Here is a 14,508-nt window from a genome sequence, read left to right on the forward strand (position 1 = left end):
CGCGCACGCGCGCAGGGAGCCAGAGGGAGCTAGGGGGACGCGAACTGCCGCATCACAGCGCCTCCGTGGGGCCATGGACGGCCGTTCGCGCCTCCTGGAGTTTGCACCCCCGGACCAGTGCAGTTGTGCCGTAACAGCTGACCCGCATGAATGACCCAGGAGACCGCACCCGACAGAAATGCGATTCAGGATGCGGGTCCGCGCAGCGTCGCCGACAATGGTATTTAGGTATGGTGCGAGCCAATGGGCCCCTGGCGCAAGTATCTGCGATCTCTTCAACGATCAAATCCCCTCCGCCGCTGAGGTGACTGGTCATGTGCGGTTCCCTGACGACGTCCAACGGAACTCTGACTGGATTCGCGAGAGGGCGAAACAATATGAAGTCCATGGAGATCGAGCGAAGTCGGCTGGCGAAGAACGAAAAGGAGTACGCCGCCCTGCTGGCGGGCGAAGACGACTGGTTCGCTCGCACCGCCGAGGACGTCGAGCGCCTGCGTGCAAGCCGTCAGCACCCACTGTCAAACCTCAGTTATGAGGACTTCAAAGAATTCCTCGACAGCCTGGCCTTTCGCAATGGCGGAATGGTGTCCGGAAACTACAAGCCGCTGATGTCCCTTCCCTTGACGCAGATCTTCGAAGTTTTCGAGAGCTTCGGGATAAGTCGGCAATTCCTTGCTGAAGAGCCGACCGAAAGGGAAGGGTGCGACGTTCACCTCGAGTGCAGAGACCTGGCGCCTGGGGTCTGCGAGTTCTCCTTCTGGTCTTACTGCATCAATCCCTAGATGCAGCCGCCGCTGGGCCGTCCGTGGGCCGTCCGAGGGTGGCCGGCGACGACAGACAACGACATACGACGAGTGCTTCATCCCTGGTAACGGGGTTGTCGCGTAGCCCATTCGCAGGTAAGCGATACCCGTCACCGGTCTATGGTGATCAGGTGAGCGAGCAGACGCAGGGTTCTCAGCCGTCCGGGCCCGGGCGGGTGGTGGTGGCCGGAGCGGGCATGGCCGGGGTGCAGACCGCGGTCGCCCTGCGCGAGCAGGGCTACGCCGGCACCGTCACCCTGCTCGGCGCCGAGTCCCACCAGCCCTACGACCGGCCGCCGTTGTCCAAGGCCGTCCTGCTCGGCAAGGCCGAGGACTCCGCCCTCGACGTCGACTTCGAGGGGCTCGGCATCGAACTGCGCCTCGGCTGCGAGGTGTTCGGCCTGCGCCCCGGCGAGCACGAACTGGACACCGAGGCCGGGACCGTCCCGTACGACGTCCTGGTGATCGCCACCGGGGCGGAGCCGGTCCGGCTGCCCGGCGCGGACGGGGTGCCCGGAGTGCATCTGCTGCGCACCCTCGACGACGCCGAGCGGTTGCGCCCGGTGCTGGCCCGGCAGCACGACATCGTGGTGGCCGGGGCCGGCTGGATCGGCGCCGAGTTCGCCACGGCGGCGCGCGAGGCGGGCTGCGCGGTCACCGTCGTCGAGGCCGCCGGCCGGCCGCTCGCCGAGGCGCTGCCCGCCGAGGTGGCCGCCCCGATGGCCGCCTGGTACGCCGAGGCGCGCGTCGAGCTGCGCACCAGGGCGCGGGTGGAGCGGGTAGAGCCCGGCACGGTGGTGGTGCTGGAGGACGGCTCGCGGCTGCCCGCGGGCGCCGTGGTGGTCGGCATCGGGGCCCGTCCGGCCACCGGCTGGCTGGCCGGGTCCGGGATCGCCCTCGGGGAGCACGGCGACGTCCTCGCCGACCGCACCCTGGCGACCTCGCTGCCCGATGTGTACGCGGTCGGCGACTGCGCCTCCTTCCCCTCCGGCCGCTACGGCAAGCGGCTGCTGGTCCACCACTGGGACAACGCGCTGCAGGGGTCGCGCACGGTCGCCGCCAACATCCTCGGCGCGGCAACCGGTGAGCCCCCGGCGGTGTACGACCCGGTGCCGTACTTCTGGTCCGAGCAGTTCGGGCGTTTCGTGCAGTACGCCGGTCATCACGCGGACGCCGACCGCACCGTGTGGCGCGGCGATCCGAACGGCCCGGCGTGGACGGTGTGCTGGCTGCGGGAGTCCCGCCTGGTGGCGCTGCTGGCGGTGGGCCGCCCCCGCGACCTGACCCAGGGGCGCCGGCTGATCGAGGCGGGCGCGCGGCTGGACCCGGACCTGGTCGCCGACCCGGCCCGCCCCCTGAAGTCGGCGACGGCCTGACTGTCGGCACTGCGACGCGTTCGCGCAGGTGGACCAGGCCCGCTTCCGACTGTCAGTGGCAGATGGCACGCTTGTCCCGTGACCGAGATTGACGCAAAGATCGATGCTCTCGTCCCCGCCTGGCTCACCCTGCCCGACATCGCCGAGAAGCTCGGCGTCGAGGTGACCCGCGTCCGGCAGCTGGTCAAGGAGGGCCAGCTCATCGCCGTGCGCCGGGGTGAGAACCGCGCGCTGCACGTGCCCGCCGACTTCATCGACGGGGACAAGGTCGTCAAGGGCCTCTCCGGCACCCTGACGCTCCTTCGGGACGACGGCTTCACGGTCGAAGAGATGCTGGAGTGGCTGTTCACTCCCGACCCGTCCCTGCCGGGCACGCCCGCGCAGGCCCTGCGCGAGAACCGCGGTACGGAGGTGAAGCGCCGCGCCCAGGCCCTCGCGGTCTGATCGCACGGACCCCGAGAGCCCCACGGACAGCCCGTCCGGCGTCCCCGGAAACGGCCGGCGCCGGACGCCGGAGCGAGACGGCCGCCGCATTCCGCCGAGGGGCGGCGGCCCCAGCCCTTCCTGTGCCGCCTCCGGCGGGCCGTTCCTGTGCCCGTCTCCGGCCGCCCGTCCGCCGTTGTCTCCGGCGGCACGCACGCCCGTGACCCGTCTCCGGCGGCCCGCCCGTGACCGCCTCCGGCGGCACGCCCGTGCCCGTCTCCGGCAGCCCGCCCGTGACGCCCGTGCCCGTCTCCGGCGGCCCGCCCGTGACCGCCTCCGGCAACCCCTTCCTGTGCTCGTCTCCGGCCGCCCCGAGCCGGCCCGCCACCGACCTCGTACCGTGGTCGTCCGCACAGCCCGCTCGCACCGGCCCGACCGCGACGGGTACCGACGCCCGACCGACACCTTGGGGGACTCCCGCATGTCCGACGCCGCCGCCACCACCCGGGCCAGGCTCGCCGACGCCCGGCTCTACCTCTGCACCGACGCCCGCAAGCGCCAGCGCGATCTCGCGGAGTTCGCGGACGCCGTCCTGGCCGCCGGTGTCGACATCCTGCAGCTCAGGGAGAAGGGCATGGAAGCCGCCGAGGAGCTGGAGCACCTCGCCGTCCTCGCCGAGGCCTGCGCCCGGCACGGCAAGCTGCTCGCGGTCAACGACCGCGCGGACGTCGCCCACGCCGCCGGCGCCGACGTCCTCCACCTCGGCCAGGGCGACCTGCCCGTCCCCGCCGCGCGGGCGATCCTCGGCCCGGACGTCCTCATCGGCCGCTCCACCCACGCCGAGGCGGAGGCCGCCGCGGCCGCCGTCCAGGACGGCGTCGACTACTTCTGCACCGGCCCCTGCTGGCCCACCCCGACCAAGCCCGGCCGGCCCGCCCCCGGCCTCGGCCTGGTCCGCTACGCCGCCGCCCTGGACACCGAACGCCCCTGGTTCGCCATCGGCGGCATCGACCTCACCAATCTCGACCAGGTGCTGGACGCCGGAGCCCGCCGGATCGTCGTCGTCCGGGCCATCACCGAGGCGGACGATCCCGGCGCCGCGGCCGCCGAGCTGGCCCGCCGCGTGCGGCAGGCGCAGGACCACTGATCGAGCGCCAGATCGAGCACCAGATCGAGCCGTGTCGTCTCAGGTGCGTCCAAGGAGTGGACAACAAGTCGACAATTCAGACAAATCTCCCGCATTTGGTTGGGGGACCGCCGCCCCCTGGTTAACCTGCGAGTATGGCCCTCGGCACCGCATCCGTCAGAACGGATCACGCGCGAACCGTGCGCGAGATGCTCGCGACGGGAAAGACGACCTATTCGTTCGAGTTCTACGCGCCCAAGACGCCGAAGGGCGAGCGGAACCTCTGGAATGCGCTGCGCCGGGTCGAGGCCGTCGCCCCCGACTTCGTCTCGGTGACCTACGGCGCGGGCGGCTCCACCCGCGCCGGCACGGTCAAGGCGACCGAGGCGATCGCGTCGGACACCACCCTGACGCCGATCGCCCACCTCACCGCGGTCGACCACTCCGTCGCCGACCTGCGCAACATCATCGGGCAGTACGCCGACGCCGGGATCCGCAACATGCTCGCGCTGCGCGGCGACCCGCCCGGCGACCCGATGGGCGAGTGGGTCCCGCACCCGCAGGGCCTCACCTACGCCGCCGAGCTGGTGGAGCTGATCAAGTCCTCCGGTGACTTCTGCGTGGGGGTCGCCGCCTTCCCGGCGATGCACCCGCGTTCCACGGACTGGGACACCGATGTCCGGCATTTCGTCAACAAGTGCCGTGCCGGGGCCGATTACGCGATCACCCAGATGTTCTTCCACCCGGAGGACTACCTGCGGCTGCGCGACCGGGTTGCCGCGGCCGGCTGTGACACCCCTATCATTCCCGAGGTCATGCCGATCGCGAGCGTGAAGACGCTGGAGCGGATCCCGTACCTCACCAACGCGTCCTTCCCCGAGGACCTGAAAGAGCGGATCCTCACAGCGAAGGACGATCCGGCCGCTGTACGCTCGATCGGGATCGAGTTCGCCACAGAGTTCTGCGCCCGGCTGCTGGCCGAGGGAGTGCCCGGACTGCACTTCATCACGCTGAACAACTCCACGGCGACGCTGGAAATCTACGAGAATCTGGGTCTGCACCACCCGCCGCAGGCCTAGACCGGTCGCACCGGCATACGACACACTGCGTAGCGGCCACTGGGAGAGGGGCGTACATGGGCTGGACGGTCCTCTATATCGCGTTCGGCATCGTCGCGCTGTGGCTGCTCGGCGAGGTGCTGTTGCAGTACAAGGCGCGCCTGCGCTGGCGGTTGCTGGCCTTCGTCGGCTTCCTCGGAGTCGTGGCCGGGGTGCTCACCGCGTCCGTCGTCGTCATCGGTCTCGGCGCCGCCGCCTTCGCGGTCGGCCAGACCTATGTCACCCTGTCGTTCCGCCGCGGCTTCGCCGCCGGCTGGGCGGTGAACGCGCCGATGCTCGGCGGGGGCCGCCGCGAGCGCGAGGAGCCGACGCTGGAGGTCTCCGACCTCGAGGCGTCCGCCGGCGACGGATACGACGAGGACACCGGACGCCGCCGCGAGCCGTCCGCCTACGACGCGGTCGACGACTACGCCCGCGACGACGTCTTCACCCCCGGCCGCCCCGACCGGCAGACGGCCGCCGAGACCACCGCGGTCTACGCCCCCCAGCCGATGCCCGACGACACCGGCTCGTACGGCGTCTACGACACCGGGTACGGCACCCAGACCCAGGACCAGTACGCCGCCGCCACCCAGAGCGCCGACCAGGGCTACGGCTCCTACGACTACTCCGGCTACGGCCAGCAGGCCTACGACACCGGCCAGCAGCAGTACGCCGCCTACTCCGACCCGTACATCGGCACCGGCACCTACGGCGGCACCGGATACGACACCGGCTACGCCGACCCGAACCAGTACGGCCAGCAGCAGGCCTACGGCCAGGACCAGTACGGCACCTACGGCGGCGACACCCAGGGCGGCGGCCTGTGGGTCCCGCAGCAGCGGACCACCGACGACCCGTACGGCGGCGAGCTGCCGCCCGAGCAGCAGGCCTACCCGTACCAGGGCGGCGGCCAGCAGCCCCCGGCCAACGGCTACGACGAGCAGTACCGCTTCTGACCGTCCTCCAGCCCTTCGGCAGCGGTCTCACTGCGAGCCGCGGAAGTCCGGCCCCTCCACGATCAGCCCGGCGACCAGCGCCCCCGACATCCCGGCATGCGCCAGCCCGCCGCCGGGGTGCGACCAGCCGCCCACCGTGAACAGGCCCGGAGTGCGGGTGCTGTTGGCGGGATGCAGCCGGCGCCCGCCGTCCGCGGCCAGGGCGGGGGGCGGCACGGCACCGTCCTCGGCGCCCGTCTCCTCGGCGATGTCGGCCGGGGTGTGCACCTGGTGCCACAGCAGCCGCCCGCGCAGATCCGGGATGGCGCGCTCGGCGACGGTGATCAGCTCCTCCGCCCGGGCGGCCGGATCCCCGCCCCGTGCCGGGACCGCCGCCGTCAGCGTCACCGACTCGTGCCCGGCGTCCGGCACCAGCGCCGGATCGTCCGGCCGCAGCACCGTGACCGTGGGCGCGGCGGGCCGCCCCGTATCGCCGGACAGTGCGTCCAGCTCGGCGTCCCGGTCCGCGGAGTGCACCACCGTGCGGTGGGCGGCACCGTCCGGGCGTCCGCCACGCAGCGCCAGCAGCACCGTCAGCCGGCTCGCCCCCGGCCGCTGCGCCGGCACCTCGCCGTCGCCGCGCACCGGTGTCCCCCGGTTCAGCCGGTCCAGCACCGCGGGGGAGACCCCGGCCACCACGAAGTCGGCCTCGGCGACCGTCCCGTCGGCCAGCTCCAGACCGGCGGCCCGGCCGTCCTTCTCCACCAGCGCCGTGACCTCGGCACCGAAGACGAACTCCACCTTCCGGGCCAGGCACCGCTCGTACACCGCTCGCGCCAGCTCGCGCATGCCGCCGCGCACGTACCAGGTGCCGAAGGCGTGCTCCATGTACGCCAGGATCGCCGCGTTCGCCGGGGCGGTGCGGGGATCCAGACCGAAGGCGAGGGCGTGGCTCTCAAGGAGTGCGATCAGCCGGGGCTCGCGCAGCTCCCAGGCGCCGACCTCGGCGAGGGTGCCCGCCACCCGGGTGCGCAGCAGCCTGCGGTGCGGCACCGCCGGGTAGGGCTCGCGCTCGGCCAGCACCTGCCAGTTCGGCCACAGCGGCTCCTCCAGCAGCGGCCGGCGCATCCGGTTCCACGCCTCACGGGCCCGGACCAGCAGGTCGCCCCAGCGCCGGCCGGCGCCGGCGCCGAGCGCCTCGTCCAGGGCGGAGACCACGCCCGCCCGGGAGGCGTTGGGCAGCGACACCCGCGTGCCGTCCGCGAAGACATGGTGCGAGGACGGGTCCACCTGGACCAGCTCGACGCACTCCTCCAGCGGCTCCCGGCCGGTCTTCAGGAACAGATCGCGGTACACGGCGGGCAGGGTGAACAGACCGGGGCCCGTGTCGAAACCGAACCCGTCCCGCTCCAGCCGGCGCACCGCGCCGCCGTAGGTCCCGGTCCGCTCGTACACCACCACCCGGTGGCCCGCGACGGCCAGCCGGGCGGCGGCCGCCATCGCGCCCATCCCGGCGCCGATCACCGCAATACGTGCCATGTCAGCGACTGTATCCGCCGCCCTTAGGCGCCCCGGAGGCGAGTACCTGCGCCCACGCGCCGGTGACCAGGCGGCGCCGACGCGCCGTGGGCCCGCGCACACAGCCGTGAGTATCCGTACCTAGGTGCCGAGATGAGTACCCGGGCGGATGGGCCGCGACCTGCGCGGACGACACAGTGGAGACCACGGAGAGAGGCACCGGGGCGGCACCGGCGACACGGGGCGCCGGAACGGCCCGGGCCACGATCCGCTCCTTCCGCCGGCCGGTGCCGGCGGGAGCGAGACGGGGGACCCGGGGGACGACCGCATGGGGGAACCCCACGGGGAAGGGCCGGGGGAACGTACGGGGGAGCAGGAAGGCGCCGGTCCGGCGGTGGCCCGCGGGGGACGCGGCCACACCGGGGCCGGCGCTTTCGTGCACCGTCTGTTTGAGACTTTCGTGCACCGTCCGCCTGAGGCTTTCGTGCGCCGCCCGCGAGGATTTGTGCACCGCCGAGAAGAACCGCGACGCCGCCCGCGACGCCGTCCTGCGCCTGGCCGAACGCATCCACCAGGCCGCCGGTTTGTACACCGCCCGCCTCAGCGGCGGCCGCTCACCCGGCCCTGGAGCAGCCGGGACAGCGCGGCGTGCACATCGTCCAGGGACCGCTCCGGCTGGAAGGACTTCCAGTCCAGCGCCGCCACCAGCACCATCCCCACCAGCGCGGCCGCGGTCAGCGGTACGTCGATCTCCTCGCTGAACTCGCCGTTCTCCACGCCCTCGCGCAGCACCCCCTCGACCACCGCCACCGCCTGCTGACGTACCACCATCAGCGTGGACTGCCAGGCCCGGTTGGTGCGCCACAGCTCCGCCACGTACAGCTGGGTGAAGGCCGGGTAGCGGTCGATGAAGACCAGCCCCGCGCGGATCATCGCGTCCAGGGCGTCCACCTTGCTGCCGCCCCGCGCCGCCGTCTCCTCCGCCGCCTCCTTCAGGGAGGCGGTCAGCAGGCCCACTCCGTGCCGCAGCAGCTCCTCGAAGAGGACCGACTTGCTCGCGAAGTTGTAGTAGACCGTGCCCTTGGCCACCCCGGCCCGCTCGGCGATCTCGTCCACCGTGGTGGCGGAGAAGCCCTGCTCGGCGATGAGGGTGACGGCCGCCTCGTAGAGCTTCTGCCGGGTGGCCTCACGGCGGGCCCTGCCGCCCGGGGTGGTGCTGCTGCTTTCCATGGTCCTGATTGTCACAGCACGGCCGGACCGCCCGCGGGCGGGCCCGGTGGCCCGCCCGCTCACAGGGTCAGCTCCGGGTGCAGCTTGTCCAGCGTCCACACCTGGCGGCGCCGGGCCGACAGCGCGGTCAGCGTCAGCGCGCCCAGGGTGAACGCCGTCAACACCGCGCACGCCTGCCACACCGGTCCGAGACCACCGCCGGTGATGAGCCTGCGCAGCGCCTCCACCACATGGGTCATCGGCAGGAAGGGGTGCAGCGCGTTGAAGAAGCCGGGGCTGGTCTGCACCGGGTAGGTGCCGCCGGCCGAGGTCAGCTGGAGCATCAGCAGCGCCAGCACGAGGATGCGCCCGGCCGCCCCGAAGCGGGCGTTGAGCCACTGCACGATCGCCGCGAAGCAGGCCGTCACCAGGAACAGGAAGCCCACCGTCCCCGCGGCCCGCGCCATCTGCAGCCCGATCGCCCAGTGCAGCACCGACATCAGGGCCACCGTCTGCAGCACCCCGATCGCCACCACCGGCAGCCAGCCCGCCAGCGCGATCCGCCAGACCGAGGCCCCCGCGACCAGCGCCCGCCGGTTCATCGGCGCGATCAGCATGTAGGCGACCATCGCGCCGACCCACAGCGACAGCGGGATGAAGTACGGGGCGAAACCGGTGCCGTAGTTGGGCGCCTTGTGCAGATCCTGGTTCGCCAGGCGGACCGGATCGGCCATCACCTCGGTGCGCCGGTCGCGCTCCTGCTTGTCGTAGTCGGGGATCCGCTCGGCGCCGTCGCGCAGCCCGCCGGCGAGCTTGCCGGAGCCGTCGACGAGCTTGTAGATGCCGCCGTTCAGATCCTGGGCGCCGGCCCGCAGATCACCCACGCCCTCGTTCAGGTCGACGGCACCCTTCTTGGCCGTGCCGAGCCCGGAGTGCAGCTTCTTCAGACCGGCGGCCACCTTGCCGGCGCCGCTGTTCAGCTTGTTGACCTTGGTGACGGCGTCGTCCAGGTCCTCGGAGAGATGCGGTGCCCGGTCGGCGAGCGCGTCGGCCTGCTTCTCCAGGGTGCGCAGATGCCCGTCCAGCTTCTTCAGGTCCTCGCGGTGACCGGTGACCAGCGCGCTCGCGTCCTCGGCCGCCGTCGCCGCCACCGCCGCCGCGTCCTTGGCCTTCTTCAGGTCGGAGCAGGCGGGATCGGGCAGGGGCGCCTCCTCGCACCGCTCCCGGTACACCCCGTCCATCGAGCCGGACGCCTCACGGGCGTCCTTCGCGGCACCCGGGGCCCGCTTCTGCAGCGCGTCGAGATCCTCGCGGAGCTTCTTGGAGGCGTCGGCGACGAACCGGGCCGTCTCCCCGATGGTCTTCTCGTTCTTCTCGAGGAAGGGTCCGGCCTTGGCGTCGATCGCGTTCACCTTGGCGGCGAGCGACTGCGTGCCGTCCGCGACCTTGCGGGAGCCGTCCTTGAGCGAACCGGTGCCCTTGTGCAGGTCCTTGAGGCCCTTGGCGAGCTTGCCGCTGCCCTGCTCCGCGGCCCCCAGCTTGTCGGCGAGCCGCTTGGAGCCCTTCTCCGCCTTGCCGATGCCGCCGTTGAGCTTGTCCGCCCCGTCGGCCGCCTCCACCGTCTTGCCGTGGATGTCGGAGAACGAGACGAAGATCTTGTCCAGGAAGGAGCGGGAGGTCTTGGCGGACGCGGCCTGGCGCACCTCGGAGAACACCGAGCGGGAGATCTGCCCGACGATGTAGTTGTTGGCGTCGTTGGTCCGCACCTGGAGCGCGCCGGTCTCCGGAGCGTCGCCCGAACTGGACGCGATACGGCGGCTGAAGTCGCGCGGCATGGTCAGCGACAGGTAGTAGGTGCCGTCCTCGACACCCCTGCGCGCCTCCTCGGCGCTCACCTCGTGCCAGTCGAAGACCTTGCTGTCGCGCAGGCCCTCGGCGATGTCGTCGCCGGCGGTGATCCGCTTCCCGTCCGCCGTCGCCCCCGCGTCGTCGTTGACGAGCGCCACGGGGACACGGTCGAGCCGGCTGTACGGGTCCCAGAACGACCACAGATACAGCGCCCCGTAGAGCAGCGGCAGCAACAGCAGCGCGACCAGCGCGGCGCGCGGCAGCTTGCCCCGGCCGAAGCGGCGGAGCTCAAGAGCGGCCAGTTTCGGCGAGCGCATCGGCCGCCTCCTTCTTTGCTTCGTGTGCTTCGGGGGTCGGGTGGGTGGCGGTGGCGGTGGCGGTGGTGTCGGTTTTGGCTTCGGTTTCGGTGGCCGTTTCGGTAGCGGTGGTGGGGGCGTTGGCGTTCGCGACGGCCTTGTCGCTCGCCTTGCCGTCGCCGTTGCCGTCGGCGGAGGTCTCGGCCTTGCCGGTGTTGTCGGCCTTGCCGGTCTTTCCCGTGTCCGTGCGCACCACCACCGCGTCCTCGGGCGCCTCGCTGCACACGGCGACCACGGTGATGCCCCGGTCGGTGAGCGACCTCAGCTGGTCCCAGATCTCCGCCCGCTCGGCGGCCGACAGCTTCAGGTCCGTGTCGTCCACCCCGAGCAGCCGCGGACGCCCGATCAGCGCCAGCGCCAGGGACAGCCGCAGCGCCTCTGTCCGCTCCAGGTCCCGGACCGCCGTCCGCGCCCCCTTGGGCAGCGACTCGACGTCCAGTCCGGCGGCGGTGAGCGCCGCCTCGATGTCCCGCCGCGTCTCTGCCGCCCGCTCCCCGCGCGGGCGCAGCAGGGCGCGCAGCGAGGTGAAACGGCGCTGCAGCAGCGCCCGTTCGCGCAGATGCTCGCCGACGGTCAGGGCCGGATCGAGGTCGGTGACGCCGGTGACATGCGCGAGCGCGCTGACCCGGCGCAGGGCCGCCATGCGCTTCGGCAGATCGAGACCGCCGACCGTGGCGGACCCGGCGGTCGGCTTCATCCGCCCGGTGAGCGCCAGCAGCAGACAGGTGCGGCCGGAGCCGGACGGTCCGGCGACGGCGATCAGCGAGCCGGGCTCCGCCTCCACGGTGATGTCGCGGAACGCCCAGCCCCGCGGTCCCTTGAGCCCGAAGTCCCGGGCAGAGACGGCGAGTCCGGGCGGACCGCCCACAACGCTCCCCATGCGTCCCCCACTTCAGAAGTCCCCGAAGGAGACTGTTTTTGAACTGACTGGTCAGTGCAAAAGCTAACCCGAACTGTCGATCGAGGCAAAACCCCAGGTCAGAACGGATTGTCAGTGCCATACCGCACGATGAGGGCATACGGCACCCCTTCACCGGGCGTGCCGTCACGAAGACGACAGGAGGTTCGTCATGGCCCACTCGTCCGCAGCTGCCGCCCGCCGGCGCCGCGCCACCGGCCCTGCCCCCTCACTGACCGGCCCGGCGAGCGACGTCCACCCCGTGCTCCGCCGTGCCGCGGCCCCGCCCGCCGCCCTCGACCTGCTCGCCCAGGCCCGTGCCGGACTCGACGAGGCCGCCGTCCTCGACACCCCCAACGAGCGCTACGCCACGGCCCACCTCGCCGCCCTGCGCACCGCGGCGGCCGTCCTCGCGGCGCGCGGCCGGCCGGAGACCTCGCCCCGGGCGCGGGCGAAGATCAGGAGCGCCTGGGAAGTGCTCCCCGAGATCGCGCCCGAACTCACCGAGTGGAGCGCGCTCTTCGCCTCCGGTGCCCGGCGCCGCGCCCGGGCGGAGGCGGGCATCCAGGGCGCGGCGAGCCACCGGGACGCCGACGACCTGATACGGGACGTGGCGATGTTCCTGCGCCTGGTGGAGCGGATGCTGGTCCTGCAGCCGGTCCTGCCCCAGCCCCGCCCCGACGCGGACGCCCCGGCGGGCGACGGGACGGCACGCGGCGTCCCGCCCCGCGACCAGGGGATGCCCGGCCAGGGGATGCCGGACGCCGGCTGACGGGCACCCGCGCGGGCGACGGCCCCGCGGCTGCACCGCAGGCAGGTGACCGGGTACCGCCGCGTAGGCAATAGGGTGGGAGTCGCCTGAAGCTTCGCCCCGCCCCGCCGAGGGGCCGGGGGAGACAGACCGATCGCTCCGCCGAGAACGAGGCGGTGCCGCGCCGAGGAGTCAACTGCCGTGTCGGACCTGCGCCCCCGCGCCGCCCTGCGTACCGCCGTGGTCTGGGAGGTTCTCCAGGACGCCCTGGAGCGCCGGGTCAAGGCGACCGGACGGCAGGCCCTGGACGTGCTCGACACCGGCGGCGGCAGCGGCAACTTCGCCGTCCCTCTCGCCCGCCTCGGCCACCGGGTCACCGTGGTCGACCCCAGCCCCAACGCGCTGTTCGCCCTCGAGCGCCGCGCCGCCGAGGCCGATGTCGCCGAGCGCGTCCAGGGCGTCCAGGGCGACGCCCACGGCCTGCTCGACGTGGCCCGCCGCGGCGGCTACGACATCGTGCTGTGCCACGGCGTCCTGGAGTACGTCGACGACCCGGCCGAGGGCGTGCGCAACGCGGTCGCCGCCCTGCGTCCCGGCGGTGTGCTCAGCCTGCTCGCCGCAGGGCTCGGCGGTGCCGTGCTCGCGCGTGCGCTGGCCGGGCACTTCGCCGAGGCCCACCAGGCGCTCACGGACCCGAACGGCCGATGGGGCTCGGGTGACCCCGTGCCGCGGCGCTTCACCGCCGAGCAGCTCACCCGCCTCGTCGAGCAGGCGGGCCTGCGGGTCGGCGCGGTGCACGGCGTACGGGTCTTCTCCGACCTCGTGCCCGGCGTGCTCGTGGACACCGAGCCCGGCGCCCTCGACGCCCTGCTGAAGCTGGAGGCCGCCGCGGCCGAGCTCGCCGCCTTCCACTCCGTGGCCACCCAGCTGCACGTGCTCGGCGAGGCGGCCGAGTCCGAGGCCGGCTGAGCACGCCGGCCGGCACCCCCGGCAGGGCGCCGCTGATCAGCGCCCCGCCGCCGGGCCGTACCCCTCGCCCAGCGAGTCCGCCACAGGCCCCCCGAATGGCGGCCGAGCGCCGTATGATCGAGGTAGACCGTCCGGCATGACGGGTCGGCCCGAGGGGAATGTGAACCTCAGCGAGCCGGGACGTCACTGGCGGATCCGGTTGGCCAATTGGCGCAGAGGGGCGGGTTTCACGGGGGCGATTCCCTGCCTATCCTGAAGAGACCCCCCCGGTCGCCCCGGCGACTGCACGATGAGGAGGACTCCGTGCCGCTCTCGGAGCACGAGCAGCGCATGCTCGAGCAAATGGAGCGAGCGCTGTACGCCGAAGATCCCAAGTTCGCGTCGGCGCTCGAGGGAAGCGGGCTGCGTACGTACACCCGGCGGCGGGTCTACCAGGCGGTCGCGGGCTTCCTCGTAGGTATTGCGCTCCTCATGGCCGGTATGGTCGCCCAGCAGGTCTGGCTCAGCGTGGTGGGTTTCCTCGTCATGCTGGGCTGCGCGGTCCTCGCCGTGACCGGCTGGCGCAAGGCCCCCAAGCCCGGTGAACAGCAGGCCCCCGGCGCGGCCCCGCACCCGGGCCGGCAGGGCAGGCAACGGCGCTCGGTGATGGACCGCATCGAGGAGCGCTGGCAGCGCCGCCGTGACGAGCAGGGCGGCCACTGACACCTGACGCCCGCGGCAGCAGTCCGCCGGTCACCGGCAGCAGCCTGCTGCGCACAGACAAAGACGTGATCAGGGGGTGACCACCCCGAAGGGTGGTCACCCCCTGACGTATGTCCGGCCGACGTGTGCCGTGTGGCCGCGTGCCCTGTCGGGCTCCCGTGAAGATCGGTGCCTTGGATGCGTCGGCCTGCCGCCTCCGGGAGCCCGCTGCGCGAGGGGGCCCGGTGTGCTGGGCGGGCTCGCCGCACGGGGGGAGGCGGGTGCGCCAGGCGGGGCCGACGCACGACGGGTCCGGTGCAGGGGGCCGGTGGCATGGGCGGGCCCGGCGCGCCAGCCGGTCTCGCCGCACGAGGGGGCCCGATGCGCCCAGGCGGGCCCGATGCGCCCAGGCGGGCCCGATGCACGGGCGGGGCCGGGAACGTGCGCCCGCAGCCAGCCACGCGTGCCCGCCGCCGGAACGTGCCCGCGCGAGCGTGGCCCGCCGCCGAGGGCGG

General features: G+C 72.8%; 13 protein-coding genes. 9 read left to right on the forward strand and 4 right to left on the reverse strand.

All coding sequences use genetic code 11. From position 1 onward, the window contains the following. Positions 1-386 precede the first annotated feature (386 nt). The 6 genes from ABD198_RS14650 to ABD198_RS14675 all read left to right on the forward strand — a co-directional run bounded on the left by ABD198_RS14650 (position 387) and on the right by ABD198_RS14675 (position 5,784). Positions 387-782, forward strand: coding sequence for a hypothetical protein (locus tag ABD198_RS14650; RefSeq protein WP_344001189.1), 396 nt, complete (start codon positions 387-389; stop codon positions 780-782). Between the two features lie 152 nt (positions 783-934). Beyond that, positions 935-2,179 (forward strand): NAD(P)/FAD-dependent oxidoreductase, encoded by a 1,245-nt coding sequence (locus tag ABD198_RS14655; protein ID WP_344001191.1) that lies wholly within the window; start codon positions 935-937, stop codon positions 2,177-2,179. Between the two features lie 78 nt (positions 2,180-2,257). Next, positions 2,258-2,623, forward strand: coding sequence for an Rv2175c family DNA-binding protein (locus tag ABD198_RS14660; RefSeq protein WP_344001193.1), 366 nt, complete (start codon positions 2,258-2,260; stop codon positions 2,621-2,623). A 460-nt stretch (positions 2,624-3,083) separates the two neighbouring features. Then, entirely contained in the window at positions 3,084-3,749 is a 666-nt protein-coding gene (thiE, locus tag ABD198_RS14665; RefSeq protein ID WP_344001195.1) for a thiamine phosphate synthase, read from the forward strand. A 134-nt stretch (positions 3,750-3,883) separates the two neighbouring features. Beyond that, positions 3,884-4,807 carry a methylenetetrahydrofolate reductase [NAD(P)H] gene (gene metF, locus ABD198_RS14670; protein WP_344001197.1) on the forward strand — a complete coding sequence of 308 codons (924 nt, stop codon included), beginning with the start codon at positions 3,884-3,886 and terminating at the stop codon, positions 4,805-4,807. Positions 4,808-4,863: 56 nt separating this feature from the next. Then, positions 4,864-5,784: an SCO2102 family sporulation regulator gene (locus tag ABD198_RS14675; protein WP_344001199.1), complete on the forward strand. Its 921-nt coding sequence runs from the start codon at positions 4,864-4,866 to the stop codon at positions 5,782-5,784. 27 nt (positions 5,785-5,811) lie between these two features. Here the strand turns inward: ABD198_RS14675 and ABD198_RS14680 are convergent, their stop codons facing one another. The 4 genes from ABD198_RS14680 to ABD198_RS14695 form a co-directional block, all read right to left on the reverse strand. After that, positions 5,812-7,302: a phytoene desaturase family protein gene (locus ABD198_RS14680; protein WP_344001201.1), complete on the reverse strand. Its 1,491-nt coding sequence runs from the start codon at positions 7,300-7,302 to the stop codon at positions 5,812-5,814. 579 nt (positions 7,303-7,881) lie between these two features. Then, positions 7,882-8,511, reverse strand: coding sequence for a TetR/AcrR family transcriptional regulator (locus ABD198_RS14685; protein ID WP_344001203.1), 630 nt, complete (start codon positions 8,509-8,511; stop codon positions 7,882-7,884). A gap of 59 nt (positions 8,512-8,570) precedes the next feature. Continuing rightward, positions 8,571-10,655: a YhgE/Pip family protein gene (locus ABD198_RS14690; protein WP_344001205.1), complete on the reverse strand. Its 2,085-nt coding sequence runs from the start codon at positions 10,653-10,655 to the stop codon at positions 8,571-8,573. Continuing rightward, positions 10,627-11,574: an ATP-binding cassette domain-containing protein gene (locus ABD198_RS14695; RefSeq protein ID WP_344001207.1), complete on the reverse strand. Its 948-nt coding sequence runs from the start codon at positions 11,572-11,574 to the stop codon at positions 10,627-10,629. The genes ABD198_RS14690 and ABD198_RS14695 overlap by 29 nt, the downstream gene beginning before the upstream one ends. A 190-nt stretch (positions 11,575-11,764) precedes the next feature. On the opposite strand from ABD198_RS14695, the gene ABD198_RS14700 reads away from it, so the two are divergent. The 3 genes from ABD198_RS14700 to ABD198_RS14710 all read left to right on the forward strand — a co-directional run bounded on the left by ABD198_RS14700 (position 11,765) and on the right by ABD198_RS14710 (position 14,014). Then, positions 11,765-12,364, forward strand: a complete 600-nt coding sequence (locus ABD198_RS14700) for an SAV_6107 family HEPN domain-containing protein (protein ID WP_344001209.1) — start codon at positions 11,765-11,767, stop codon at positions 12,362-12,364. Between the two features lie 180 nt (positions 12,365-12,544). Continuing rightward, positions 12,545-13,312 (forward strand): methyltransferase, encoded by a 768-nt coding sequence (locus ABD198_RS14705; RefSeq protein WP_344001211.1) that lies wholly within the window; start codon positions 12,545-12,547, stop codon positions 13,310-13,312. A 303-nt stretch (positions 13,313-13,615) separates the two neighbouring features. Continuing rightward, on the forward strand, positions 13,616-14,014 hold the full coding sequence (locus ABD198_RS14710) for a DUF3040 domain-containing protein (protein WP_344001213.1): 399 nt from the start codon (positions 13,616-13,618) through the stop codon (positions 14,012-14,014). The last annotated feature ends 494 nt before the right edge of the window (positions 14,015-14,508 follow it).

Source organism: Streptomyces thermocarboxydovorans, assembly GCF_039524635.1.
Taxonomy (GTDB): Bacteria; Actinomycetota; Actinomycetes; order Streptomycetales; family Streptomycetaceae; genus Streptomyces; species Streptomyces thermocarboxydovorans.